This is a genomic window from Pandoraea pneumonica (assembly GCF_902459645.1).
GTDB lineage: Bacteria > Pseudomonadota > Gammaproteobacteria > Burkholderiales > Burkholderiaceae > Pandoraea > Pandoraea pneumonica.
Genome location: NZ_CABPSK010000002.1, coordinates 125052 through 150349 on the forward strand (window position 1 = coordinate 125052; position 25298 = coordinate 150349).

At 64.5% G+C, this 25298-nt stretch carries 16 protein-coding genes, 1 tRNA gene and 2 riboswitches; of the genes, 8 read left to right on the forward strand and 9 right to left on the reverse strand.

All coding sequences use genetic code 11. The features are described from left to right. The first annotated feature begins 2 nt into the window (after positions 1 to 2). The 3 genes from putA to PPN31114_RS09705 all read left to right on the forward strand — a co-directional run bounded on the left by putA (position 3) and on the right by PPN31114_RS09705 (position 7240). The gene (putA, locus tag PPN31114_RS09695) at positions 3 to 3929 is read left to right on the forward strand and encodes a trifunctional transcriptional regulator/proline dehydrogenase/L-glutamate gamma-semialdehyde dehydrogenase (RefSeq protein ID WP_150679328.1); all 3927 of its coding nucleotides are present in this window, start codon (positions 3 to 5) and stop codon (positions 3927 to 3929) included. Positions 3930 to 4240: 311 nt separating this feature from the next. Then, entirely contained in the window at positions 4241 to 5884 is a 1644-nt protein-coding gene (gene putP / locus PPN31114_RS09700; protein WP_246182490.1) for a sodium/proline symporter PutP, read from the forward strand. A 210-nt stretch (positions 5885 to 6094) separates the two neighbouring features. Then, complete coding sequence (locus PPN31114_RS09705) at positions 6095 to 7240, forward strand: branched-chain amino acid ABC transporter substrate-binding protein (RefSeq protein WP_150679329.1); 1146 nt, start codon at positions 6095 to 6097, stop codon at positions 7238 to 7240. A 132-nt stretch (positions 7241 to 7372) separates the two neighbouring features. Here PPN31114_RS09705 and PPN31114_RS09710 read toward each other — a convergent pair whose 3' ends face one another. From PPN31114_RS09710 to PPN31114_RS09735, 6 genes are all read right to left on the reverse strand, one after another. After that, positions 7373 to 8866: an alanine/glycine:cation symporter family protein gene (locus PPN31114_RS09710; RefSeq protein ID WP_150679330.1), complete on the reverse strand. Its 1494-nt coding sequence runs from the start codon at positions 8864 to 8866 to the stop codon at positions 7373 to 7375. A 233-nt stretch (positions 8867 to 9099) separates the two neighbouring features. Then, complete coding sequence (locus tag PPN31114_RS09715) at positions 9100 to 10491, reverse strand: L-serine ammonia-lyase (RefSeq protein WP_150679331.1); 1392 nt, start codon at positions 10489 to 10491, stop codon at positions 9100 to 9102. A 138-nt stretch (positions 10492 to 10629) separates the two neighbouring features. Then, positions 10630 to 13557: an aminomethyl-transferring glycine dehydrogenase gene (gene gcvP, locus PPN31114_RS09720; RefSeq protein WP_150679332.1), complete on the reverse strand. Its 2928-nt coding sequence runs from the start codon at positions 13555 to 13557 to the stop codon at positions 10630 to 10632. 124 nt (positions 13558 to 13681) lie between these two features. Then, positions 13682 to 14065 carry a glycine cleavage system protein GcvH gene (gcvH, locus tag PPN31114_RS09725; RefSeq protein WP_150679333.1) on the reverse strand — a complete coding sequence of 128 codons (384 nt, stop codon included), beginning with the start codon at positions 14063 to 14065 and terminating at the stop codon, positions 13682 to 13684. An 82-nt stretch (positions 14066 to 14147) separates the two neighbouring features. Beyond that, on the reverse strand, positions 14148 to 15254 hold the full coding sequence (gene gcvT / locus PPN31114_RS09730; protein ID WP_150679334.1) for a glycine cleavage system aminomethyltransferase GcvT: 1107 nt from the start codon (positions 15252 to 15254) through the stop codon (positions 14148 to 14150). Between the two features lie 129 nt (positions 15255 to 15383). After that, positions 15384 to 15512, reverse strand: a riboswitch (glycine riboswitch). An 8-nt stretch (positions 15513 to 15520) separates the two neighbouring features. Beyond that, positions 15521 to 15617, reverse strand: a riboswitch (glycine riboswitch). A 93-nt stretch (positions 15618 to 15710) separates the two neighbouring features. Then, positions 15711 to 16514: a hypothetical protein gene (locus tag PPN31114_RS09735; RefSeq protein WP_150679335.1), complete on the reverse strand. Its 804-nt coding sequence runs from the start codon at positions 16512 to 16514 to the stop codon at positions 15711 to 15713. A 365-nt stretch (positions 16515 to 16879) separates the two neighbouring features. On the opposite strand from PPN31114_RS09735, the gene PPN31114_RS09740 reads away from it, so the two are divergent. Next, the gene (locus tag PPN31114_RS09740) at positions 16880 to 18979 is read left to right on the forward strand and encodes a UvrD-helicase domain-containing protein (protein ID WP_150679336.1); all 2100 of its coding nucleotides are present in this window, start codon (positions 16880 to 16882) and stop codon (positions 18977 to 18979) included. Between the two features lie 471 nt (positions 18980 to 19450). Beyond that, a complete protein-coding gene (locus PPN31114_RS09745) occupies positions 19451 to 20227 on the forward strand; it encodes a metallophosphoesterase (protein WP_150679337.1) in 777 nt (258 codons plus the stop codon). Between the two features lie 120 nt (positions 20228 to 20347). Here the strand turns inward: PPN31114_RS09745 and PPN31114_RS09750 are convergent, their stop codons facing one another. Further along, positions 20348 to 21238, reverse strand: a complete 891-nt coding sequence (locus PPN31114_RS09750) for a c-type cytochrome (RefSeq protein WP_150679338.1) — start codon at positions 21236 to 21238, stop codon at positions 20348 to 20350. Positions 21239 to 21617: 379 nt separating this feature from the next. On the opposite strand from PPN31114_RS09750, the gene PPN31114_RS09755 reads away from it, so the two are divergent. After that, positions 21618 to 21693, forward strand: a tRNA-Arg gene (locus tag PPN31114_RS09755). Between the two features lie 2 nt (positions 21694 to 21695). Here PPN31114_RS09755 and PPN31114_RS09760 read toward each other — a convergent pair. Together PPN31114_RS09760 and PPN31114_RS09765 are read right to left on the reverse strand one after the other, a co-directional pair. Then, positions 21696 to 22229 carry a hypothetical protein gene (locus PPN31114_RS09760; RefSeq protein WP_150679339.1) on the reverse strand — a complete coding sequence of 178 codons (534 nt, stop codon included), beginning with the start codon at positions 22227 to 22229 and terminating at the stop codon, positions 21696 to 21698. Next, positions 22229 to 22930, reverse strand: coding sequence for a flagellar basal body L-ring protein FlgH (locus PPN31114_RS09765; protein ID WP_150679340.1), 702 nt, complete (start codon positions 22928 to 22930; stop codon positions 22229 to 22231). The genes PPN31114_RS09760 and PPN31114_RS09765 overlap by 1 nt, the downstream gene beginning before the upstream one ends. Positions 22931 to 23215: 285 nt before the next feature. Here PPN31114_RS09765 and PPN31114_RS09770 point away from each other — a divergent pair, with 285 nt between their 5' ends. Continuing rightward, the gene (locus tag PPN31114_RS09770) at positions 23216 to 24406 is read left to right on the forward strand and encodes an ATP-binding protein (RefSeq protein WP_150679341.1); all 1191 of its coding nucleotides are present in this window, start codon (positions 23216 to 23218) and stop codon (positions 24404 to 24406) included. 74 nt (positions 24407 to 24480) lie between these two features. Next, positions 24481 to 25281, forward strand: coding sequence for a response regulator (locus tag PPN31114_RS09775; RefSeq protein ID WP_150680340.1), 801 nt, complete (start codon positions 24481 to 24483; stop codon positions 25279 to 25281). Positions 25282 to 25298 lie beyond the last annotated feature (17 nt).

The window sequence follows — 25298 nt, forward strand, 5'->3', positions numbered from 1 at the left end:
CCATGGCTAACACCACTCTCGGCGTCAAGGTCGACGACGTCCTGCGCACCCGGCTCAAAACGGCCGCCCAGCAAATCGAGCGCACCCCGCACTGGCTCATCAAACAGGCGATCTTCGCTTATCTGGAGCGCATCGAGAGCGGCACCCTGCCCCCCGAACTCAACGGCGCAACCCACGCCGCTACGGAAGTCATCGACGGCCTGAACGGCGACGACACCGCCGCGCACCCGTTCCTCGAATTCGCCCAGAACGTGCAACCCCAGTCGGTACTGCGCGCCGCCATCACCGCCGCCTACCGCCGCCCAGAGCCAGAATGCGTGCCCGTGCTGATCGGTCAGGCCAAGCTGGCCCCGGCCACCGCCACGTCGGCCTCCGCCCTCGCCCGTAAGCTCGTCGTCGCCCTGCGCGGCAAGAGCACCGGCGGCGGCGTCGAAGGCCTGATTCACGAATTCTCGCTGTCCAGCCAAGAGGGCGTCGCCCTGATGTGTCTGGCCGAAGCCCTGCTGCGTATTCCCGACAAGGCCACGCGCGACGCGCTCATCCGCGACAAGATCAGCAAGGGCGACTGGCACGCCCACATGGGCAACTCGCCGTCGATGTTCGTCAACGCCGCCACCTGGGGCCTGATGATCACCGGCAAGCTCGTCACCACCACCAGCGAAGCCGGTCTCACCAAGGCGCTCACCCGCCTGATCGGCCGTGGCGGCGAACCCCTCATCCGCAAGGGCGTGGACATGGCCATGCGCCTGATGGGCGAACAGTTCGTGACAGGCGAAACCATCTCCGAAGCGCTCGCCAACAGCCGTAAGTACGAAGCCCAAGGCTTCCGCTACTCGTACGACATGCTCGGCGAAGCCGCCACCACCGAAGAAGACGCCCAGCGCTACTACGCCAGCTACGAGCAGGCGATCCATGCGATCGGCAAAGCCTCGGCCGGGCGCGGCATCTACGAAGGCCCGGGCATCTCGATCAAGCTCTCGGCCCTGCACCCGCGCTACTCGCGCAGCCAGCACGAGCGCACCGTCACCGAACTGCTGCCGCGCGTGAAGTCGCTTGCGCTGCTGGCCCGTCACTACGACATCGGCCTGAATATCGACGCCGAAGAAGCCGACCGCCTCGAAATCTCGCTCGATCTGCTCGAAGCGCTGTGCTTCGACCCGGACCTCGCCGGTTGGAACGGCATCGGCTTCGTGGTGCAGGCGTACCAAAAGCGCTGCCCGTTCGTGATCGACTTCATCATCGATCTGGCCCGCCGCAGCCGTCACCGCATCATGGTGCGTCTGGTCAAGGGCGCTTACTGGGATACGGAAATCAAGCGCGCGCAGGTCGACGGCCTCGAAGGCTACCCGGTCTACACCCGCAAGATTTACACCGACGTGTCGTACATGGCCTGCGCGAAGAAGCTGCTGGCCGTGCCGGACGCGATCTACCCGCAATTCGCCACGCACAACGCCCACACACTCTCCGCGATCTACCATCTGGCCGGTAACAACTACTACCCGGGTCAGTACGAGTTCCAGTGCCTGCACGGCATGGGTGAGCCGCTGTACGAAGAAGTCGTCGGCCCGATTGCCGCAGGCAAGCTCGCCCGCCCGTGCCGCGTCTACGCGCCGGTCGGCACGCACGAAACGCTGCTCGCCTATCTGGTGCGCCGCCTGCTGGAAAACGGCGCGAACACGTCGTTCGTGAACCGTATTGCCGATGAAACCATCAGCGTCGATGAACTGATCGCCGACCCGATTCTCGAAGCCGAGAAGGTGCAACCGCTCGGCGCGCCGCACGCCAAGATTCCGCTGCCGCGTGATCTGTACGGCACGTCGCGCGCCAACTCGTCGGGCTTCGACCTCTCGAACGAACATCGCCTCGCGTCGCTGTCGTCGGCACTGCTCGCTAGCGCAGGCACGCCGTGGCGCGCCGCCCCGATGCTGGCCGACGGCGAGCGCGTGGAAGGCACGCCGCGCTTCGTGCGCAACCCGGCCGATCTGCGCGACACCGTCGGGCAAGTGATTGAAGCGACCTCGCAAGATGTCGATGCCGCCCTCGCCCACGCCGTCGCCGCCGCCCCGATCTGGCAAGCCACGCCGGTCGAAGAACGCGCCGACTGCCTGATGCGCGCCGCCGACCTGCTCGAAGCCCATATGCCCACGCTCATGGGCCTGTGCGTGCGCGAAGCCGGTAAGTCGCTGCCGAACGCTGTCGCCGAAGTGCGCGAAGCCGTCGACTTCCTGCGCTATTACGCCGCGCAAATCCGTCAGGGCTTCTCGAACGATACGCACCGCCCGCTGGGCCCCGTGCTGTGTATCAGCCCGTGGAACTTCCCGCTCGCGATTTTCGTGGGTCAAGTGGCCGCAGCCCTGGCTGCCGGTAACCCGGTGATCGCCAAGCCCGCCGAGCAAACGCCGCTCATCGCTGCCGAAGCCGTGCGGTTGATGCACGCGGCTGGCATCCCCGCCGGTGCGTTGCAATTGCTGCCGGGCACGGGTGAGACGGTTGGCGCAGCGCTGGTTGCCGACGCCCGCACCAAGGCCGTGATGTTCACCGGTTCGACCGAAGTGGCACGCATCATCGCACGCACGCTGGCCGACCGCCTTGACGCCAACGGCCGTCCGATTCCGCTGATTGCCGAAACCGGCGGTCAGAACGCGATGATCGTCGACTCGTCGGCCCTGCCGGAACAAGTCGTGTACGACGTGCTCGCCTCGGCCTTCGATTCGGCCGGTCAGCGTTGCTCGGCGCTGCGCGTGCTGTGCTTGCAAGACGACATCGCCGACAAGACGCTGCACATGCTCAAGGGCGCAATGCAGGAACTCGCCATCGGCAATCCGGACCGTCTGTCGATCGACGTCGGCCCGGTGATCGATGCCGAAGCGCAAGCCGGTATCAGCCGTCACATCGAACAAATGCGCGCCAAGGGCTTCCCGGTCGAACAACTGCCGCTGCCGGACGCCGCGCGCCATGGCACGTTCGTGCCGCCGACGCTCATCGAACTGAACGACCTCAAGTCGCTGCAACGCGAAGTGTTCGGGCCGGTGCTGCACGTCATCCGCTTCAAGCGCGCGCAACTCGACAAGCTGCTCGACCAGATCAACGGCACCGGCTACGGCCTGACGTTCGGCGTGCATACGCGTATCGACGAAACGATCGCCTATGTGACCGAGCGCGCCCATGTCGGCAACGTCTACGTGAACCGGAACGTGATCGGCGCCGTGGTCGGTGTGCAGCCGTTCGGCGGTGAAGGTTTGTCTGGGACGGGTCCGAAAGCGGGCGGTCCGATGTATCTGCCGCGCCTGCTGGCGACGCGCCCGGCCGCACTGGCACCGGAGCTCAATCGCAACGAAGCTGCGCTCTCGCCGCTGGTGAGCTATCGCGACTGGCTGCATCAAGCCGGTCAGAACTTCAGCGACAGCGCCGCCGCCATCGATCGCGTCGACCGCTATTTGGCAACGTCGGCACTCGATGCCACGGCTGTGCTGCCGGGCCCGACCGGCGAGCGCAACACCTACGGTCTGGAACCGCGCGGCCCGGTGCTGTGCGTGGCCGCGACGCCGCTGGGTGCCCGCACGCAACTGGCTGCCGTCCTCGCCACGGGCAACACTGCCGTGTTTGCCGATAGCGCCGTAGCACGTGAGCTCGTGAGCGCCTTGCCTGCATCGCTCAAGGGCCGCGCATCGGTGCTGGCCGCAGGGGCTGACGCTGCTGCCGAGCCGTCGCTCGCCGCCGTGCTGTTTGAGGGCGACAGCGACGAACTGCGCGCATTGAACCGTCGCATCGCCACGCGTAACGGCCCGATCTTGTCGATGCAAGGTCTGGCGCCCGAAGCCCTGGCCGCTGGCGACGACTACTCGCTGGAGCGCCTGCTCTGCGAGCGTTCGGTGTCGGTGAATACGGCTGCTGCTGGCGGTAACGCCAACCTGATGACCATCGGCTAAGCACTCGCCAAGCCGCTGCGTCCTGCGCCCCGTACGTGCCCGCTTTGGGCAGGTACGGGGCGCACTGCTTTTCACTCCCCTCCTCCGCACCCTGCGCCCCTACGTACCTGGCGTAGACGCGCCAGTCGCACGCATTCGCGGTATCTTCGCGCCCACCCCCGACATCCGACACACGTCACCGTCTTTGTGCGGTCAACCCATGCCAGCGACACGTATCGCTGGCCGCAGCCGTCGCTGCTGCGCGTCGAAGCGTCTTTTGTCATGCCGGGAGATGTCTCCGTACGCGCAGCGGCGCCGGTCATGGAGGCAACATGCCCCTCTGGAACCCAACGGCGGTGACTTTCACCGTCTATTTATTGCTGATGCTCGGCATCGGCTGGCTTGGTTATCGCGCGACACATAACCTCTCCGATTACATCCTTGGCGGACGCCGCCTCGGCAGCTTCGTCACCGCGCTCTCGGCGGGTGCCTCCGACATGAGCGGCTGGCTGCTGCTCGGCCTGCCCGGGGCCATTTATGCCGGTGGCCTGTCTGGGGTGTGGATCGCCATAGGCCTGGCGCTCGGCGCATGGGCCAACTGGCGGCTTGTCGCCGCACGCCTGCGCGTGCACACCGAGCAGTGCGGCAACGCGCTCACGCTGCCCGAGTACCTCACGCAACGCTTCGGCGACGGCAGCCACCTGCTGCGCATCGTCACGGCGCTGGTGATTCTCATCTTCTTCACGCTGTATTGCGCGTCGGGTGTCGTCGCGGGCGCACGTCTGTTCGAAACGATGTTCGGACTCGAGTACCGCACGGCGCTTTGGATCGGCGCGCTCGCCACCATCGCCTATGTGTTCATCGGCGGCTTTCTCGCCGTCAGTTGGACCGACACCGTGCAGGCCTCGCTGATGTTTGCAGCGCTGGTCGTCACGCCCATCGCCGTCATTGCGCTCGACGGCAGCCCGGCGGCGGCCGTGGCGGCGGTCACCGCCGTGCATCCCACCCATACCGACTGGTTCGGCGACCTCGCACCGCTTGGCGTGATCTCAATGCTCGCGTGGGGGCTCGGCTACTTCGGCCAGCCGCATATCCTCGTGCGCTTCATGGCGGCGCGCTCCGCCTCCGCGATTCCGAAAGCGCGGCGCATTTGCATGACGTGGATGGTGTTGTGCCTCATCGGTGCCGTGGCGGTCGGCTTCTTCGGTCTGGCCTTCTTCAGCGCCCGGCCGGATCTGGGCGCAGGCGTCGCCGCTAACCCGGAAACCATCTTTATTGCGCTGACCACGCAACTCTTTGCGCCGTGGCTCGCCGGTATTCTGCTCGCGGCCATTCTGGCGGCGGTGATGAGCACGTTGTCGTGCCAATTGCTCGTGTGCGCGAGTGCGCTGACGGAAGACCTTTACAAGACCTTCGCGCGCGGGCAAGTCAGCCAGCGCCGTCTGGTCTGGATTGGCCGGGCGATGGTGCTGGCCGTGGCCACGGTAGCGGTGCTGCTTGCGCTCGACCCGAGCAGCCGCGTGCTGGGCATGGTGAGCTACGCGTGGGCGGGCTTCGGGGCGGCGTTCGGCCCGCTGGTGCTCGCCACCCTGCTTTGGCCACGCGTGACCCGTAACGGCGCGCTGGCGGGCATTGTGGTTGGCGCGGCAACGGTGCTGATCTGGAAGCAATTCGGCTGGTTCGATCTGTATGAAATCCTGCCGGGCTTCGTGCTGGGCGGTCTGGCGCTGGTCGTCGTGAGCCGCTTCGACCGGGCACCGTCGCACGAGGTGATGGCCCGCTACGACGCGGCCGAGCGCCGTTTGCGAGCGATTCAACTGGGTGGCGACCCATCGAATAGCCAAGCGGACAGCCCAGCGGACGATGGAGCGGATTTTGGTAGCGGCGTCGGCACCGCGCGCGGCAACCTAGGCGGCAGTTTGGGCAGTGAAACCGGCCGCGCCGCCGACACCCCGACGGCGCAACCAACGCCATAAGCAGGTAGCACCTTCTATCGGAATATGTCCCTCTTGACCGGCGCGCGCAGCCATCCAATACTGCCGCGTCGGACGCATTGTGCGTTTGATAAAGATTGAATGCCATCCCACCGCCAACCGGCACGTGGCAGACGGCATCCCAAGACAGGCGGGCCGCGGCGATCCCGCAGGCCTGCCACTCAACGACATACACATGCAAGGAGAGGGTTGATGCAATCGAAGCTTACGCTCAGCGCATTCGCGGTCGCAGGTCTGATCGCGTTCGGCGGCGCGGCAAACGCGCAACAAGCGCAAGAAGTGAAGCTGGGTTTTGCTGCACCGCTCACGGGCGCTCAGGCGCACTACGGCAAGGACATGCAAAACGGCATCCAGCTCGCCATTGACGAGTACAACGCCACCAAGCCGACCATCGAAGGCAAGCCGGTGAAGTTCGTGTTGCAAGCCGAAGACGACCAGGCCGACCCGCGTCAGGGTTCGTTGGTAGCCCAGAAGCTGGTCGACTCGAGCATTAAGGGCATGCTCGGCCACTTCAATTCGGGCACGACGATCCCCGCCTCCAGCATCTACGCACAGGCCGGCATCCCCGAAATCGCCATGGCCACGGCACCGGAGTACACCAAGCAAGGCTTCAAGACGACGTTCCGCATGATGACGTCCGATATCCAGCAGGGTTCGGTCGTGGGTAACTTCGCCGTCAAGAAGCTGGGCTTCAAGAACATCGCCATCGTCGACGACCGTACCGCTTACGGTCAGGGCCTCGCTGCCGAGTTCAAGAAGGCCGCGCAGGCCGCCGGCGGCAAGATCGTGCGCGAAGAGTCGACCACCGATAAGGCCGTCGACTTCACCGCCATCCTGACCAACATCAAGCGCTCCAACCCGGATGTCGTCTTCTACGGCGGCGCCGACGCGCAAGCTGGCCCGCTGGCCAAGCAGATGCGCCAACTGGGCATCAAGTCGACGCTGATGGCCGGTGAAATGGTCAAGTCGGACGCCTTCCTGAAGCTCGCCGGCGACGCTGCCAACGGCTCGGTGGTATCGCTCGCCGGTCTGCCGCTCGACAAGATGCCGGGCGGTGCCGCTTACGAGTCGCGCTACAAGACCAAGTTCGGCTCGGCCCCGGAAACGTACTCGCCGTATGCGTACGACGGTGCTATGGCCATGATGTCGGCCATGAAGAAAGCCAACTCGACCGATCCGGCCAAGTACCTGCCGGTGCTCGCCAAGACCAGCATGCCCGGCGTGACCACGCGTGAGCTGGCCTACGACAGCGTCGGCGACCTGAAAAACGGCTCCATCACCGTCTATAAGGTGGTCGACGGCAAGTGGACCGTGCTGGAAACCGTTGGCGGTAAGTAAGCAAGTCTCGACGGATCTGTGCAAGATCCGATGACGAACGCAAAAGGGCTGGCGAATGATTCGCCAGCCCTTTTGTTTTTGCACGCGACGTGACGCGTCAGGCGTTACGTCGCAGGCTTAGGTCGTGCAACGTTACGAAGCGTCTGTGGCTGCTGTCGGCAATGCCCCCGCCTTTGACACCGGTGCCGTGTCGCTGGCACTGGCCTGCTCCGGCCAGACATCCTTCGGCAGGCGTGCGCGCAGTTCCAGCGGCAGCGACGCTTTCGTGAAGACCGGCTCGGCAATCCCCGCCTTACGTTGCGCCGCGTAGTCGCGCCATGCCGCGAGTGCGTACTTGGCGAGCAGCGCGATCGCAATCAGGTTGATGAAGGCCATCAACGCTGCGCCCACGTCGGCGAAACTCCAGACCAGCGGCAAGCTCGCGACCGAACCGAGCATCACGGCCAGCAACACCAATGCGCGGAAGATGTGGAAGCACCACGGACGCTGCGTCATGAAGTCGAGGTTCACTTCCGCATAGGCGTAGTTGCCCAACACGCTCGAATACGCGAGGAAGAACACCGTCACGCCCGTGAACATGATTGCCCACTCGCCGAAGTGCGCCGCCAGTGCACGCTGCGTGAGCACCGCGCCTTCGGCTGCCGCGCCGATTTCGTACTGCCCCGAGAGCAGAATCATGAACGCGGTGGCCGAGCACACGACGATGGTGTCGAAAAACACGCCGAGCATCTGCATCAATCCCTGCTGCACCGGGTGCTTCGTGGTGGCGACCGCCGCCGCATTCGGCGCGCTACCCATCCCGGCTTCGTTCGAGAACAAGCCGCGCTTCACGCCCATCAGAACCGCCTGACTCACGGCGTAACCGGCCACACCGCCCGCCGCCTGCCCCAGCCCGAACGCGTGATCGACGATCAGCGAAATCATGGCCGGAATCTTGTCGAAATTGACGATGCAGACATAGGCCGCCAACCCGAGATAAATCAGCGCCATCACCGGCACGATCCACTGCGCCACGCGTGCGACGCGGCGCACGCCTCCGTAGATGATCGGTGCCGTCATCAGCACCAACGTGATGCCGATCCAAATGCGCGACCAGCCGAACGACGCTTCGAGCGTCTCGGCAATCGAGTGCGACTGCACGGAGTTGAAGGCAAAGCCGAACGTAAAGAGGAGCGCCAGGGCAAAAACGACGCCGAAGGCGCGCGAGCCGAGCCCAAGCTGGATGTAGTACGCCGGACCGCCGCGGAACGTCTTGTCGCCGTGCGGCACCTTGAAGACCTGCGCCAGCGTCGACTCCACAAAGGCCGACGCCATGCCGACGAGCGCCGTCATCCACATCCAGAAGATGGCGCCGGGGCCACCGATCGTCAGCGCGACCGCAACGCCCGCGATATTGCCGGTGCCGACGCGACTGGCCAGGCCAGTGGCAAACGCCTGAAACGGAGAAATGCCGGAGGGACTGCCCGACGTGCGTAGCAGGCAGACGCTATGCCAGAGCGCACGTAACTGAATGCCGCCGAAGCGAACCGTGAAATACAACCCGGCCCCGAGCAAGGCGATCACAAGGGGGTATCCCGATAACACACCGCCGACGGCATCGACCATCGGCTTGAGCCATTGCTCCATTGCTGCGTCTCCTTTCGTTGACAACGTATAAGCCCCGTGAGGCGGGCAAAAGGACGCAGATTGGCAAGGATTTGGCCCGAAAGGGGAGATTGGCGATGAACTTTAGGCGCATTCCCAATGCGCAATAAAAAAGCCGCGCGGCAAAGACCGGGCGGCTCAAAAGACAAGGCAAGGAGACATCGACGACAAGATTACCGCCGCAAGATGACAGTCATATGACGGTCACACCACGTTCAGCACTCGACGATGTTCACCGCCAGACCGCCACGGGCCGTCTCCTTGTACTTCGTTTTCATGTCGGCGCCAGTTTCGCGCATCGTCTTGATGACGGAATCGAGCGAGACGTAGTGTGCCCCGTCGCCACGCAGCGCCATGCGCGCGGCGTTCACAGCCTTCACCGAGGCCATGGCATTGCGCTCGATGCACGGAATCTGCACCAGACCGCCCACCGGATCGCAGGTCAGCCCGAGGTTGTGCTCCATGCCGATTTCGGCGGCATTCTCCACTTGCTCGACTGTCCCGCCCAGCACCGCGGCGAGCGCGCCCGCTGCCATCGAACACGCCACCCCGACTTCGCCCTGACAACCCACTTCCGCGCCCGAAATCGACGCGTTGAGCTTGTACAGAATGCCGATGGCACCAGCGGTCAGCAGGAAGTCGATCACGCCCTGATCGTTCGCGCCATGCACGAAGCGGTCGTAGTAATGCATCACCGACGGAATGATGCCCGCCGCACCGTTGGTCGGGGCTGTCACCACGCGGCCACCGGCGGCGTTCTCTTCGTTGACGGCCATCGCGTACAGGTTCACCCAATCCATCACCGACAGCGGGTCGGAGAGCGTACGTTCGGCACGTTGCGTCAGTTGGCGGTACAGCTCCGGCGCGCGGCGGCGCACGTGCAGCGGGCCCGGCAGTTCGCCTTCGGCTTCCGGGTTACCGATGCCGCAACCGCGCGTCACACACGACTGCATCACGTGCCAAATGTTGATCAGGCCGGTGCGGATGTCTTCTTCCTTGTGCCAGACCTTCTCGTTCTCCCACATCAGTTGCGCGATGGTTTTGCCGCTCTCGCGGCACATCTCCAGCAATTCCTTGCCCGTGCGGAATGGGTACGGCAACTGATCGTGCGCCGAGAGCACCTGCGCGTTCGACGCACCCGCCGTCACCACGAACCCGCCGCCCACCGACAGATAACGGCCTTCGCGCAGCTTGTTGCCCGCGCCGTCGAACGCATGGAATTTCATGCCGTTCGGGTGTTCGGCCATCGCTTCGCGGCGATAGAACACGATGTGCTCCTTCTCGACGAACGGCACCTCGTGCTTGCCGAGAATCGACAGCACCTTCTCGCGGCGCAACGTCGCCAGACGATCGGCAATCGTCGACGGATCGACCGTATCGGGGGCATCGCCCATGAAGCCGAGCAGCACGCCTTTATCGGTGCCGTGGCCCTTGCCGGTCGCGCCGAGCGAGCCGTACAACTCGGCGCGCAACGAGGCAACTTGCGGCAGCAGACCGTCGCGTTCCAGCCCCTGCACGAACATCAACGCCGCGCGCATCGGACCCACGGTATGCGAACTCGACGGTCCGATACCGATCTTGAACAAATCGAAAACTGAAACGGCCATGGGGCTTTCCTGAATTTTTAGAACTGACTTGAGACTCGGCGAGCGCCGTCATGCTGACGCATTCGCGTGACATCTATAGAGACAAAAAGGGGCCAGCAATGTTTCTGCCGGCCCCCGTTTGTCGAATTTTCGCGACGTTTATTCGTAGTCGCTCATCGGCACACAGGCGCAGAACAGGTTCCGGTCGCCGTACACGTTGTCGGCACGACCCACCGGCGGCCAGTACTTGCGCTCGCGCAGTGCCTTCACCGGATACGCCGCCTGGCTGCGCGCATAGGCATGCGGCCACTCGTCGGCGGTGACGACTTCTGCCGTGTGCGGGGCGTGCTTGAGCGGGTTGTCTTCGCGATCGGCACGGCCTTCTTCCACCGCGCGAATTTCTTCGCGAATCGCGACCATGGCTTCGATGAAGCGATCCAGCTCGTGCTTCGATTCCGATTCGGTCGGCTCGACCATCAGCGTGCCCGGCACCGGGAAGCTCATCGTCGGGGCGTGGAAGCCGAAGTCCATCAGGCGCTTGGCCACGTCGTCGACCGAAATGCCGCTCGTTTCCTTGAGCGGACGCAGATCGAGAATGCACTCGTGCGCGACCAGCCCGCCCGGGCCCGAGTAGAGCACCGGATAGTGCGGCGCCAGCTTCTTCGCGAGGTAATTGGCGTTGAGAATCGCGGTTTCCGTGGCCGACGTCAGGCCAGCGGCCCCCATCATCGCGACGTACATCCACGAGATCGGCAGAATCGACGCCGAACCGTACGGCGCGGCCGACACGGCACCAATGCCGTCAGCGTCGCGCGAATAACCGGTCGAGCGCTGGTTCGGCAGGAACTGCGCCAAGTGCGCACCGACAGCCACCGGCCCCACGCCCGGGCCGCCACCGCCGTGCGGAATGCAGAACGTCTTGTGCAAGTTCAGGTGCGACACGTCGCCGCCGAACTCGCCCGGTGCGCACAGGCCGACCATCGCGTTCATGTTCGCGCCGTCGACATACACCTGACCGCCGTTGGCGTGCACGATCTCGCAAATCTGACGTGCGCCCGCTTCGAACACACCGTGCGTGGACGGGTACGTCATCATGATTGCGGCCAGACGGTCGCGATGCTGCTCGGCCTTCGCCTGAAGGTCGGCCAGATCGACGTTACCGTTGGCATCGCACGCCACCACGACCACTTGCATACCGGCCATTTGCGCAGATGCCGGGTTGGTGCCGTGAGCCGAGGCCGGAATCAGGCAGATGTCGCGATGCGCTTCGCCGCGCGAGGCGTGATACGCCTGAATGATCAACAGGCCCGCGTACTCGCCTTGCGAACCGGCGTTCGGCTGGAGCGACACGGCGGCATAGCCGGTCGCGGCGACGAGCATCTGTTCGAGCTGGTCGATCATGGTGCGGTAGCCCTCCGTCTGCGCGGTCGGCGCAAACGGGTGGATCTGACCGAATTCGGGCCACGTCACCGGCAGCATTTCCGAGGTGGCGTTGAGCTTCATCGTGCACGAGCCCAGCGGGATCATCGTGCGATCGAGTGCGAGATCCTTGTCCGAGAGGCTGCGCAGATAGCGAAGCATCTCGTGTTCCGAGTGATAGCGGTTGAACACCGGGTGCGTGAGGTACGCGCTTTGACGCGCGAGCGCCGCCGGGAAGCCATCGGCCACCGTGGCTTCGATCGCATCGAAGTCGAGCGAACCGGCGCTCTTGCCCAGACCTTCGGCAAACACGTCCCACAGCGCGATCACGTCGTCGCGGGTGCTGGTCTCGTCGAGCGAGATACCCACGATGTCGGCGTCTTCACGGCGCAGGTTGAAGCGGCGCGCCACGGCAGCCGTGTGCACGGCGTCGGCGCGACCGGCGACGGGCACCGTCAGCGTGTCGAAGAACGTGGCATTGCGCGGCGCGACACCCAGCTTCGCGAGACCGGCCGCGAGCACTGCCGTCAGACGATGCACGCGCGACGCGATGATGCGCAGCCCCTGCGGGCCGTGATACGCGGCGTACATGCTGGCCATGATGGCGAGCAGCGCCTGCGCGGTACAGATGTTCGAGGTCGCCTTCTCGCGACGGATGTGCTGCTCGCGCGTTTGCAGGGCGAGACGCAGCGCCGGCTTGCCTTGCGTGTCCACCGACACGCCGACCAGACGGCCCGGCATCGAGCGCTTGAGTTCGTCGCGCGTCGCCAGATACGCCGCGTGCGGGCCGCCAAAGCCCATCGGCACGCCAAAGCGCTGGCTGTTACCCACCGCGACGTCGGCGCCCCACTCGCCCGGGGGCGCCAGCAGCGTCAGCGAAAGCAGATCGGCGGCGGCGATCAGCATGCCGCCATTGGCGTGGATCGCATCGGCAAGCGCGCGGTACTCGCGCACGTCGCCGCCCACGCCCGGGTATTGCACCAGCACGCCAAAGGCATCGACATCGGCTGCGGCGGCCACCGGGCCGACCTGCACTTCGATACCCAGCGGCTTGGCGCGCGTTTGCACCACTTCGATGGTTTGCGGCAGCACGTCGTCGGCCACGAAGAACGTGTTCGACTTCGACTTACCCGTGCGCTTGACCAGCGTCATCGCTTCAGCGGCAGCGGTGGCTTCGTCGAGCATCGACGCGTTGGCGATGGCCAGACCCGTCAAGTCGATCACCATCTGCTGATAGTTGAGCAGCGCTTCGAGACGGCCTTGCGAGATTTCCGGCTGATACGGCGTGTAAGCCGTGTACCAGGCCGGGTTTTCGAGCACGTTACGCAGGATCACGCCCGGCGTGAACGTGTTGTAGTAGCCCTGACCGATGAACGACTTGAAGACCTGATTCTGGTCGGCCAACGCGCGCAGTTGTGCGATGGCTTGCGACTCGGTTTTCGGCGCAGCGAACTGGCCCAGTGCGGCCGCGAATTGCGGGCCGTCGCGGCGAATCGAGGCCGGGACGACGGCATCGATGAGCGCGGCGCGCGACGCGTAGCCAAGCTCGGTGAGCATGGCTTGCTGTTCGGGGCTGTCGGGGCCGATATGGCGCGCAGAAAAGTTATCGCGCTGCTCCAGCTCGGTGAGCGAGCGGCGCGGCTGATGCAGGTCGGTCATGGCATTCATGGGTCAGATCTCTCGTTCGGTCACGGCAAGTGACTACGGCAATGTGTTGCTTAGCGTTGCGCCCGGTGAAAGGGGGGATCTCGGCGATCGCCACCCTGGCACCGGGGCGCTGCGGCTTCGAGGCTTACGCGCCCGGGCCGGCGTTGTACTGCTCGGCGGTGAGCAGACCGTCGAGTTCCTTCACGTCAGCCGGCTTGATACGGAACAGCCAGTTGGCGTACGGATCGCTGTTGATTTGCTCCGGCGAGCCGGCCACTTCGCTGTTGGTCTCGATGATCTCGCCACCGATCGGGGCGTAGATGTCCGAGGCGGCCTTGACCGACTCGACCACCGCGACTTGCTCCTGTGCCTTGACCGTGCGGCCGGTGTCCGGCAGCTCGATGAAGACCACGTCGCCCAGCGCTTCTTGCGCATGGTCGGTAATGCCGATGGTCACGGTGCCGTCGGCTTCGAGGCGAGCCCATTCGTGGGACTCGGCGTACTTCAGGTTGTCGGGGGTATTCGCCATTTGTGACGCTCCGGTTTCAGTATTGGGGTGTCTTATTGAGAGTCTGTCGTGTCGCCAACCGCGCAGGTGTGAGCGCTACCGCTCACGCCACCACGGCCTTGCCGTGACGCACGAATGGCAATTTGACCACACGTGCGGGCAATTGCTTGTCACGAATTTGTACGTGCACGAGCGCGCCGTCCGGCACGCCCTTCGGCAGACGCGCAAACGCGATCGACTGCTGAAGGCTCGGGCTGAACGTGCCGCTGGTAATTTCGCCGTCGCCAGCGTCCGTCACGACGACCTGATGCGCGCGCAGCACGCCGCCTTTGCCGTCGAGCACGAGGCCCGCAAAGCGCCACGTCTGGCCGCGCGTGAGCAGCGAATCCTTACCGACGAACGTGCGCTCGCTTTCCTTTTCGACCGTCCAGCCCAGACCCGCGTCGAGCGGCGAGGTGTCGTCGTCCATGTCCTGACCGTACAGGTTCATGCCGGCTTCCAGACGCAGCGTGTCGCGTGCGCCCAGACCCGCCGGACGTACACCCACGGCCACCAGCGCTTGCCACAAGGCAGCCACGTGGTCGGCATTCACGATCACTTCGAAGCCGTCTTCACCGGTGTAGCCCGTGCGCGCGATCATCAACTCGCCAAAAGGCGTGTCTTTGACGAAAGCGGCGTTGAACGGCTTGAGCACTTCGCTCGCTGCCTGGCTGCTCGGCACCGCTTGCCAGACCTTGGCGCGGGCGTTCGGGCCTTGCACGGCCACGATCGACAGATCGCGGCGCGGGGTAATCGTGAGGCTGTAGTCGCCGTGCGCGTTGAGCTGACCGATCCAGGCGAGGTCCTTGTCGGCGGTGCCTGCGTTCACGACGATGCGGAACCAGTCTTCAGCGATGAAATAGATGATGAGGTCGTCGATCACGCCGCCGCTCGGATTGAGCATGCAGGTGTAGAGCGCCTTGCCCGGGGTTTGCAGCTTGTCGACGTTGTTGGCCACGGCGAAGCGCAGGAATTCGCGGCAGCTCGGGCCGTGCAGATCGACCACGCACATGTGCGAGACGTCGAACATGCCGGCGTCGGTGCGAACGGCGTTGTGCTCTTCGATCTGGGAGCCGTAGTTCACGGGCATGTCCCAGCCGCCGAAGTCGACCATGCGGGCGCCTGCGGCGCGGTGCGTATCGTTGAGCGGAGTGCGTTTGAGATCGGTCATCGAAGCCTCAGAATCCAGGGATTTCGGAAAAACAGTGTCCGAAAATGCAAAAAGGGGTCATCTCGACGACCGGCACGTGCGCGAGGAACATGTGCGAATGCACTTGCCCGGCGCGATGCCAGTTGGCGAGATGACCCCTCTGTCCTTGGTACCTGAGAGATTGCCCGGCAGTCTCGGTATTCACTGAGATGCCAGCCCCTTCGGTGGGCTGTCCGCACGACACATGTCATGCCACAGCCGCTCTCCAGAGATCGAAGGCGATGCCTTCGGCGCGGACGGTCCTTGATGCCTGAGAGTTTGTGGGTATTACCCCTTCGGCGGCGCCAGCATGTGCTTCCCGGCGCGCTCTCCCGACCGCGTTCGCGCACTTTACGGGGAAAGCCGGGGGCTGTCAATTTGGTGAAAAAGGGTAGCGCGCGTTCCCTCCGGGCTGCCCGGAATTCGGGGCAAGCGAGCCTAGTGCGACTCCCCGGGATTCACCCCCGCCGGACAACCGTCGCGCCCCCATCGGCCGTTACAAACCGCCCAGATGCAGCGCTGTTTCGGAATCACTTCGAACCATCGGTATTTGTCGCACTGCGCCAGTGCGGCGGCAATCGTGTTGGCAGCGCCAGGAACCGAGGCGGTGGATGGACTAGATGCCGCTACCGGCGCGCGCGCCGCGTCGGCCGCCGCAATCTGGCCGATGTCGCTGTTGTCGAGATGGGCAGGCAGGTCGGGGTTCGGCACCGGTCGCGCGGCATTCGTTGCATCGCGACGGCTGAGCAACGTCATCATGTCGTCTGGTGCAGGTGTGGACGGGGGCGACATCGTCGACGTGGCAGCCGCCGTCAGGGCCGCCGTGGCGGCGGACGCCGTCAGTGGTGCCGCAGATGCAGAGGCAACGTCAGCCGCTGCCCCCGAAGCCGCAGCGTCGACCGCCGCAAGCGCCTGCGCTCGGGCGAGCGCCGCCGATTCAGCGTCACTGGCAGTGCCCGGTGCGGCGGCGTTCGCATCGCCCGACGCGTTAAGCGCCGGTGTGTTGCTACCGTTGTTGAAGGGCGCGACGGTAATCGCGTCGGCAGATTTCGGCGTGGGGTCGACGTACGGCGCGCGCAGGTTCCACCAGATGCCGACGAGCGCGATGGCGGCGAAGAGCGCCGTCCCGATCACGAGCGCCCCGTTGATCCAGCCCGGTTCGCCGTCGCGCTGACGCTGCTCGCGACGTTCGCGGCGTGTCAGGCGACGGGGGAGAACGGCTTCGGCACCGGTAGGTACCATCGCGCCTTCCCCGAAACCCGGCTCAGCATCCACAAGGGGCGCGCCACACTGCTTGCAGCGCAGCGCACTCGTCGCATTGTTCGTCCCACAGGTTGGACATTGCACGGCGACCTCACCACGATGGCAACGTTTTTTATTATAGGCACCCCCCGTGCGTGGACGCCAGTGACGCCACCCGCCGCATCGCGGCAACGTCGCAACCGCCCCACAGTTCGGGCACGGCGAGCGTTTCACGATGGCGGATGCTGGGATGTCATTTCCGCGCACACGCCCCATGTTAGACTTGCCCACCTCCTGCGAGCCCGCCACGGAGTGCCCTCGCGAGCACCCGGCCGGCCGCCGCCCTCACCCCATCGCTTCACACCATGTCGTCCTTTCCGCTCAATCCTGCTCAGAACGAAGCCGTGCGCTATTTCGACGGTCCTTGCCTCGTGCTGGCCGGTGCCGGTAGCGGCAAGACGCGCGTCATCACGCAGAAAATTGCGTGGCTCATCGAGACGAAGGGGTTCGAGCCGAAGCACATCGCCGCCGTCACCTTTACCAACAAGGCCGCCGCCGAAATGCGCGAGCGCGTCGCCAAGCAACTCGAAGGCAAGACGCTGACCACGCCCGGCAAAGAAGGCCGCAAGGTGCCGGTCAATCAGTTGACGATTTGTACGTTCCACTCGCTCGGCGTGCAGATTCTGCGCCGCGAGGCGGAAAACGTCGGCCTCAAACCGCAATTCTCGATTCTGGATGCCGACGATTGCTTCGGCCTCATTCAAGAGCAACTGGGCACGACCGACAAAGCGATGATTCGCGGGGTTCAGACGGCCATCTCGCTCTGGAAGAACGGGCTGATCACGCCCGAGACGGCGCTCGCTGCCGCCGAGACGGCCGACGAGCATCAGGCCGCCGTCGTGTATCGCAATTACATGGCGACGTTGCAGGCCTATCAGGCGGTTGACTTCGACGACCTGATCCGGCTACCGGCCGAACTGTTTGCGCGCGACGAAGAGGTGCGCGAGCGCTGGCAGAACAAGCTGCGCTATCTGCTGATCGACGAGTATCAAGACACCAACACCTGCCAGTACTTGCTGCTCAAACTGCTGGCCGGCCCGCGCGCCGCGTTCATGGCCGTGGGCGACGACGATCAGGCGATCTACGGCTGGCGCGGCGCGACGCTCGAGAATCTCAAGCAGTTGCAGGTCGACTTCCCCACGCTGAAGGTCATCAAGCTGGAGCAGAACTACCGCTCGACCTCGCGCATTCTGACCGCCGCAAACAACGTCATCGCGAAGAATCCGAAAATCTTCGAAAAGAAGCTGTGGAGTGAACACGGCCTTGGCGACCCGATTACCGTCACCCCGGCGAACGACGAAGAGCACGAGGCCGAGTCGGTCGTGTTCCGCCTGTCGGCGCACAAGTTCGAGCGCCGCGCGGAGTTTCGCGACTACGCCATCTTGTATCGCGGCAACCATCAGGCCCGTATCTTCGAACAGGTGTTGCGCCGCGAGCGCATTCCTTATGTGCTCTCGGGCGGCCAGTCGTTCTTCGACAAGGCGGAAATCAAGGACCTGTGCGCCTATCTGCGCCTGCTGGCCAACCCCGACGACGATCCCGCGTTCATCCGTGCGGTAACCACACCGCGCCGGGGCGTAGGCAGCACCACGCTTGAAGTGCTTGGCGGGTTTGCGGGGCAAGCGAAGGTGTCGCTGTTCGAAGCGGTCTACATGGGCGCCGTCGAAGCCCGTTTGCAGCCGCGCCAACTCGAACCGCTGCGCGCGTTCTGCGATTTCATCCAACGCATTACGGCGCGAGCGGCGCGCGACCCGGCCAACGAAGTCATCGACGACCTGATGGCAGGCATCCACTACGAGGCCTACCTCTACGACACGTTCGACGAGCGGCAGGCGCAGTCGCGCTGGACCACCGTGCTCGAATTCCTCGAATGGATGAAGCGCAAAGGTACGCGCGGCAGCGCAGACGCCGCGACCGGGCTGGACAACATCGATGAAGACGCCGACGACGATGCCAAGAGCCTGATGGAACTCACGCAAACCATCGCGCTGATGTCGATGCTCGAAGGCCGCGACGGCGACGACCCCGATGCGGTACGCCTGTCGACGTTGCACGCATCGAAGGGCCTCGAATATCCGCACGTATTTCTGGTCGGCATGGAGGAAGGCATCCTCCCGCACATCCGGGAAGACGAAGAAGTGACCGCCGAAAAGATCGAGGAAGAGCGCCGGTTGATGTACGTGGGCATCACGCGTGCGCAACGCACGCTGCAATTGTCGTGGTGCAAGAAGCGCAAACGCGCGCGCGAAACTTACACCTGCGAAGTCTCGCGATTCGTGCCGGAAATGCAACTCGACGAAGCGCCGCCACCGCCGCCGGAAGACGCCCCCATGTCGCCGAAGGACCGGCTTGCCAGCCTCAAGGCCATGCTGGCGGGTGGCACGAACAAGACGCCGTCCGCATAAACATCCCCGGTAAACGAGTCGCCCCCCGCATGCGGGGGGCTGGCCTGAGGATTCAGCGGCGTCCGGCCGGGGCTGTCAGCGGCAGCAGGGCGCGCAGTAAAGACAAGGCTTGCTGCTATTTGCCACCGCCCGTAGACGTCTGGCTACACGCGATTGCCGGACTCGACGCCACCATCACGCCTGCCAGACCGGCTAAACCAAGCACAGCGACAACCAACAACTTGCGCATAGGCTCTCCTCCACTCGTCAGGTGAGGTTTCACTATAGGAGCGCATTCTTTCGATGACAAAGACATCTTGACCATCGGCGCGGCGCGGGTGATAGTCGGTAAAAAACGGACGAAACGGTACGCTAATTGCGTCGATTTCGGTCCAATGCCCACACCGCTTTAACGTCTCTCGTGATGCGTCACATGCACCCCTGCCGTGGCGAGTGTGCGGCACCGATCCTCAAGCTTTGTGGAGCGTGTGTGTGAGACTGCATATCCTGTCCGACCTGCATTTGTCCGTCGCCCCGCTGGCGACACCTGACGTGGTGGCAGACGTCACCATTCTCGCTGGCGATATCAGCCGACCGGCGCAAGCCATTGAGTGGGCGAAGCAATTACCGCGCCCCGTCATCTACGTGGCTGGCAATCACGAGTTCTACGGCGCGACGCTCGCCGGTACGCTTGCCGAGATTCGCAAACTTGCCGCGGGCAGCAATGTTCACGTGTTGGAACGCGGTGCCGTGACGATCGACGGCGTTCGCTTCATCGGCACGACGTTATGGAGCGATTTCGCGCTGTACGACGCCGAAGGCAAGCATGACGAAGTGATCGAGGAGTCCCGCAAGTTCGTGCGCGACTTCACGCGCATTCGCGTGGGCGATCCGGCAGCGCCGTGGTCCGATCTGCCGTTTTTCACCCCGGAAGATAGCGCCGCGCTGTGCCGCGAGAACGTGGCGTGGCTGCGCCGGGCGCTGGCCGATCCGCACGACGGCCCGACCGTCGTCGTCACCCATCACGCACCGACGCCGCAGAGTATTCATCCACGCTTTGCCGGGTCGCCCGTCAATCCGGCGTTTATTTCGGATTTGACGTCGTTCGTCGACCAGTCGGACGCCGCATTGTGGGTGCACGGCCATACGCACGATTCGTTCGATTACCGCGTCGGGCGCACGCGCGTGCTGTGCAATCCGCGTGGCTATTGTTTTGAAGGGCGTGTCGAGAATGTCGAGTTCGACCCCGCGTTGTGCGTGAACGTCTGACGCACTGCAACATGTCGGTCGAACGGCAACGCGCTTAGTCGATCAAGCAACGAGTCCGAGAAAGCAAAAATCCCCGCCGAGGCGGGGATTTTCTTTTGCAGCGACAGCGTGTGCGCAGACTTACTTTGCGGCGCTGACCATATAGTCGACAGCAGCCTTCACGTCGTCATCCGAAGCGTTGGCAGCCCCGCCCTTCGGCGGCATGGCGTTCAGCCCCTTGAGCGCGGCGTTGTGCAGCGTGTCGATACCGGTGGCGATACGCGGTGCCCAAGCGGCTTTGTCGCCGAACTTCGGGGCGTTCATCACGCCCGACGCGTGGCACGCCATACAAACCGTGTCGTAAAGCTTCTTGCCCGCTTCAAGGTTGCTGCCAGCGCCAGCGGCGGCCGGGGCGGCGGTCTTGAGGGACGCCATGGCTGCGGCAGCAGCAGCGGCTGAGCCAGCGTCGGCAGCGGGCGCTGCGCCCGAAGCCGGTGCGGCAGCCGTGGCACCGGACGCCGGTTGTGCTGGCTCAGCCGGTTCTTGCAGCTTGCCGCCCGAGGCGTTGGCCATGTAGACGATGGCGCGGCCAATTTCGTAATCCGTCACGTCGTCGGGGCTGGTGCCGCCGCGCGCGGGCATGGCGCCTTTACCGGCCAGGGCGATCTTGAGCATTTCGTCGTAGCCCTGCGCAATGCGCGGCGCCCAGTCGGCCGAGCCGACCTTCGGGGCACCGGCGGTGCCTGCGGCGTGACACGCGGCGCAAACGGCTTTGTAGAGTTGCTCGCCCGTCTGATAGACGCGCGGTGCGTTGGCATCCTTGACTTCGACCTTGGCCACGGGCGCGATGCGCTCGGCGATGGCTTTTTCGGTCATGGCGGAACTGCCTGCGCCGGTCAGGGCGTTGTTGCCCACGTAATTGACCAGCAAGACGATGATGACAATCGGTACCAGAAAACCTGCAATAACTGCGGCGATGAGCTGCTTTGGTGTTTTGATCAGGGACTCATGCTCGTTATGTGCTTCACTCATGCGGGATCTCTCAATAGTTTTTGTGGAAACCGAGTGCGTCACACCGGACGGCAGGCACCATCCGGTCAAAATAACGAGCCATTGTAGCAACAAACACTCCCGCGATGACACGCGATGGCCGTGCGCAGACGCCGCAAAAGTCCCGTGTTTTCCCTAACTTACGCGAAACCCAAAGCGGTGTTCCGCGTGCTTTGTGCGTGAAGGGGGATGGCGTTGCATGCACAGCAAAACCGCGCGTGATGCGTATCCCGTAGTGAATTGCCGCATTGTGGGGCACGACGATGCGCCAGGCATGGACGGCGCACGACAAAACCGCTATGCTTGCACGTCTTTGCCCGCCGGCCCGCGCGTTCGCGCATTCATACCGGTGGTCTGCACAGCGCCCGTAGCTCAGGGGATAGAGTATCGGCCTCCGAAGCCGAGGGTCACTGGTTCGATTCCAGTCGGGCGCGCCAAATCAAAACACCACCAGCCGGTCCACCAGTTGCGCCATCCGTGCATTTGCGCCGGACCACGACTCCACGGTCGACGTTCTGCCGTCGAAATACACCGTATTCATCACCGAGCCGTTCTGACTGAGCGTGAGCGTCGCGTACGCAAGATACTCACTCGGCGCACTGCCCCACAGGGAATTGCGCCAGGCGCGGCGCACCGTGTAGTTCAGCACCACGCATCCGGTCGGCCATGTGCCGGGGCTGTAAATCGTGCTCACGATGCCGTAGGCCTGCAGGCGCCCCTGAATCGCCGGTAATAAATCCGAGACGCCATCCGAGCCCAACTCAATACACAGGTTGCGACTCATCAACTCGGGGGCGGCCGGTTGTGTCGGCGGCACGACCGACGGCAACTGGTCGGCCAGCACCACCCCGGTCGTCACCACGCTGGCCGCCACCTGCGCCGCCACTACCGGCACGGGCGTCGCGAACAGACACCCGCCCAACATCGCGCTGGCCGCCGCCGCCAACGCCAGCACCGCCGCGAGGCGCTTCATCAGAAAGGCGACACACCCAGCAACACGTGCTGGAGCCAGCCGCCATTCGCCCCATCGGCGACCTGACCGTCCTCCACCCGCGCCACCTTCGCCTGCCCAACTTTGCTCGACGCCACCACGTTGCCCGGCTGAATGTCGAACTTGTTGACCACGCCCGTGAAACGGAAGGTCTCCAAATTGCGCCCCTGCATCACTTGTTTCTCACCGCCCACCACGTACGCGCCGTTGGGCAGCACCTCGACGATGGCCACCGCGATCGTGGCCGTCATCGCCGAACTCGAACTCGTCGTGCCGTTGCCCTGGAAGGCGCTGGCCGACGAGCCGATGTTGAACCACCGTTCGAGCAGCGAATCGGCCCCGTTGTCTTTCGCGCTCTTGGCCGTGACGCTCGCGTTGCGCGTCACGTTGCTCTGCGCCTTGTTGGTACCGGTCGTGGTCTCCGCCACCTGAATCGTGAGCAAATCGCCCACGCGATGGGCCACCGGTGTCTCGAACCAGTTGGTGGCGGTGGTCGCCTGATAGATCGAGCCCGCCGTTTGCACGTTAGTCACGCGCGGCATGGGCATGACGGCCATCGGCGTGGGCGCCACGCCGCCGCTAGAACAGGCGCTGAGCAACAGCGAACCGGCCATGGCAAGGGACACCGACGTCAGAACAAGGCCACGCGCCGCAGCGCGACGAAGCATCGACAGTTTCGACATGGTGTGGCGCCCCCGCGCCCTGACCGGGCTGGTCGCCCGGTTGTCATCGATAAGAGTGAGGAAATGGCACTTCGGCCAGCTTCGTAAGGAATAGTAAAAACAGGGCGTGCAGCCAGTGCGCACAAATCGTGGAAAATTTGTGGAGGCACGGCGCGCGTTGCTGTGAAGCTGAGAAAATGGCGCGCCATCGACGGAATCGTCCCGTCGGGCGTTCGCTCGTCAGACGAGGTGACGCCGCCCCGACACCTTGACCTTGATTAACCACGCCACCCGACCAGGCCACGCATGAACTCCGGCATCACGCGCAAGTTGTTTCTCGCGATCTTCGCGACCGGCCTGGTCACCATGGCGGCCACGACGGTCGTCGTGCGTGCCGCGCTGAACGGACACAGTTGGCTCGCCGGGGACAACCTGATTTATCTCGCGCTGCTCGGTGTCGCGACGCTGGGGGCTGTCGCCATTCGCGTCGCGCAACGCCTGCTCGTGCCCGTCACACCGCTGCTAGAAGCCACGCACCGCATGGCCATGGGCGACTACAGCGTGCGCGCCCCGACGGTGGGGGCCGACGAATTGGCACGCCTCGCGGCCGACCTGAACCGGCTGGCCGACACCCTCGCGCACAACGACCAGTTGCGCCGCGATCTGCTTGCCGATATTTCGCACGAACTGCGCACCCCGCTCTCGGTGCTGCGCGGCGAAATCGAAGCCATGGAAGACGGCGTGCGCCCGCTCACGCAAGACGCGTTGGCGTCGCTGCGCGTCGAGGTCTCGCTGTTGGCAAAGCTGATCGACGACCTCTACGAACTCTCGCTCTCCGACATCGGCGCACTCACGTATCAGTTCGCGCCTGTCGACATGACCGAGCGTGTCGCGACCACCGTCATGGCCTTTCGCGATTGGTTCGAGGCCAAGGGCATCACGCTCACCGTGCACCTGCCTGACGCCGTACTCACCGTCGATGGCGACCTGCATCGCTTGACGCAGTTGCTCGGCAATTTGTTCGAGAATTCGCTGCGTTATACCGACGGCGGCGGCGCGGTGCGGGTGTATCTGTCGTCGAGCGGCGCGCAGTTGCGGCTCGAAATCGAAGACTCGGCCCCTGGCGTGCCCGACGATGCGTTGCCGCGTCTGTTCGAGCGGCTCTTTCGCGTGGAAGCGTCGCGCAGCCGCCGCAGTGGCGGCGCGGGGCTCGGACTGGCCTTGTGCAAACACATCGTCGAAGCGCACGGCGGCCAGATCATCGCGCGACATTCGCCGCTGGGCGGACTCGCACTCGCCATCGTGCTGCCGTGCCATCGCAACACGTCGTGCCTCTCGGCGCTCAATGGCGCACTGGGCACCGCCTTGGGAAGTTCGCTGGGCGGCACGCTCAGTGGCACGTTCGGCGCGCCCGTCACCGGTCTTGCCGGTAGTACGGCGAACGACGCCGCCCCCGGCACAGCCTTTAGCAGCAGCACACTGACCACCCTTTGTTGACACCGCCCGCAATGAACCTCGCTTTGCAGACACTTGCCGACAAGGGCGCCCCGTTGCGCTCACCGACCGACGTCATGACACTTGCCGATACCGCGCCGATTCTGATCGTCGAGGACGAGCCGAAACTCGCCGCGCTGCTCGCCGAGTATCTGCGCGTCGCGGGCATGCCCTGCCGCATTCTGTCGGACGGCCGCGACGTGCTGCCCGCCGTGCGCACGACCGAGCCGCGCCTCATCCTGCTCGATTTGATGCTGCCCGGCATGGACGGCCTGGAAGTGTGCCGCGTCGTGCGCGAAATCTCGGAAGTGCCCATCGTGATGCTCACCGCGCGGGCGGCCGAAACGGACCGGCTGCTCGGCTTGGAGCTCGGCGCCGACGATTACATCTGCAAGCCGTTTAGTCCGCGTGAAGTGGTCGCGCGCGTCAAAGCCATTCTGCGGCGCGTGCGCGGCCCTGCGAGTGCCACGACCACGGCAGCGCCTGAAGTGCCGCCGCCACAACCGGCGCTCGTGATCGATGCCGTACGGCATCACGCGCGGCTCGATGGCCACGAATTGCCGCTCACGCCGGTGGAGTTGCGCCTGCTCGCCACGCTCGCCAGCCACCCCGACAAGACGTTCCCGCGCGCCCATCTGCTCGATCGTATGTACGACGATCATCGTGTGGTGGCCGATCGAACTGTCGACAGTCATATCAAGAACTTGCGGCGCAAGTTGCAAGCCATTCGCCCCGACGAAGAGATCGTGCGCTCGATCTACGGCGTGGGCTATCGGCTGGAGTTGCGCACCGACCGGCCGGGGCGGCTGGCGGCGCGACTCGATGTCGCGGCAAGCGTCGCAGCTATCGACAACCCGCCCGGCACGGTGCCAGAATAGGCCCACCCGCGCATACG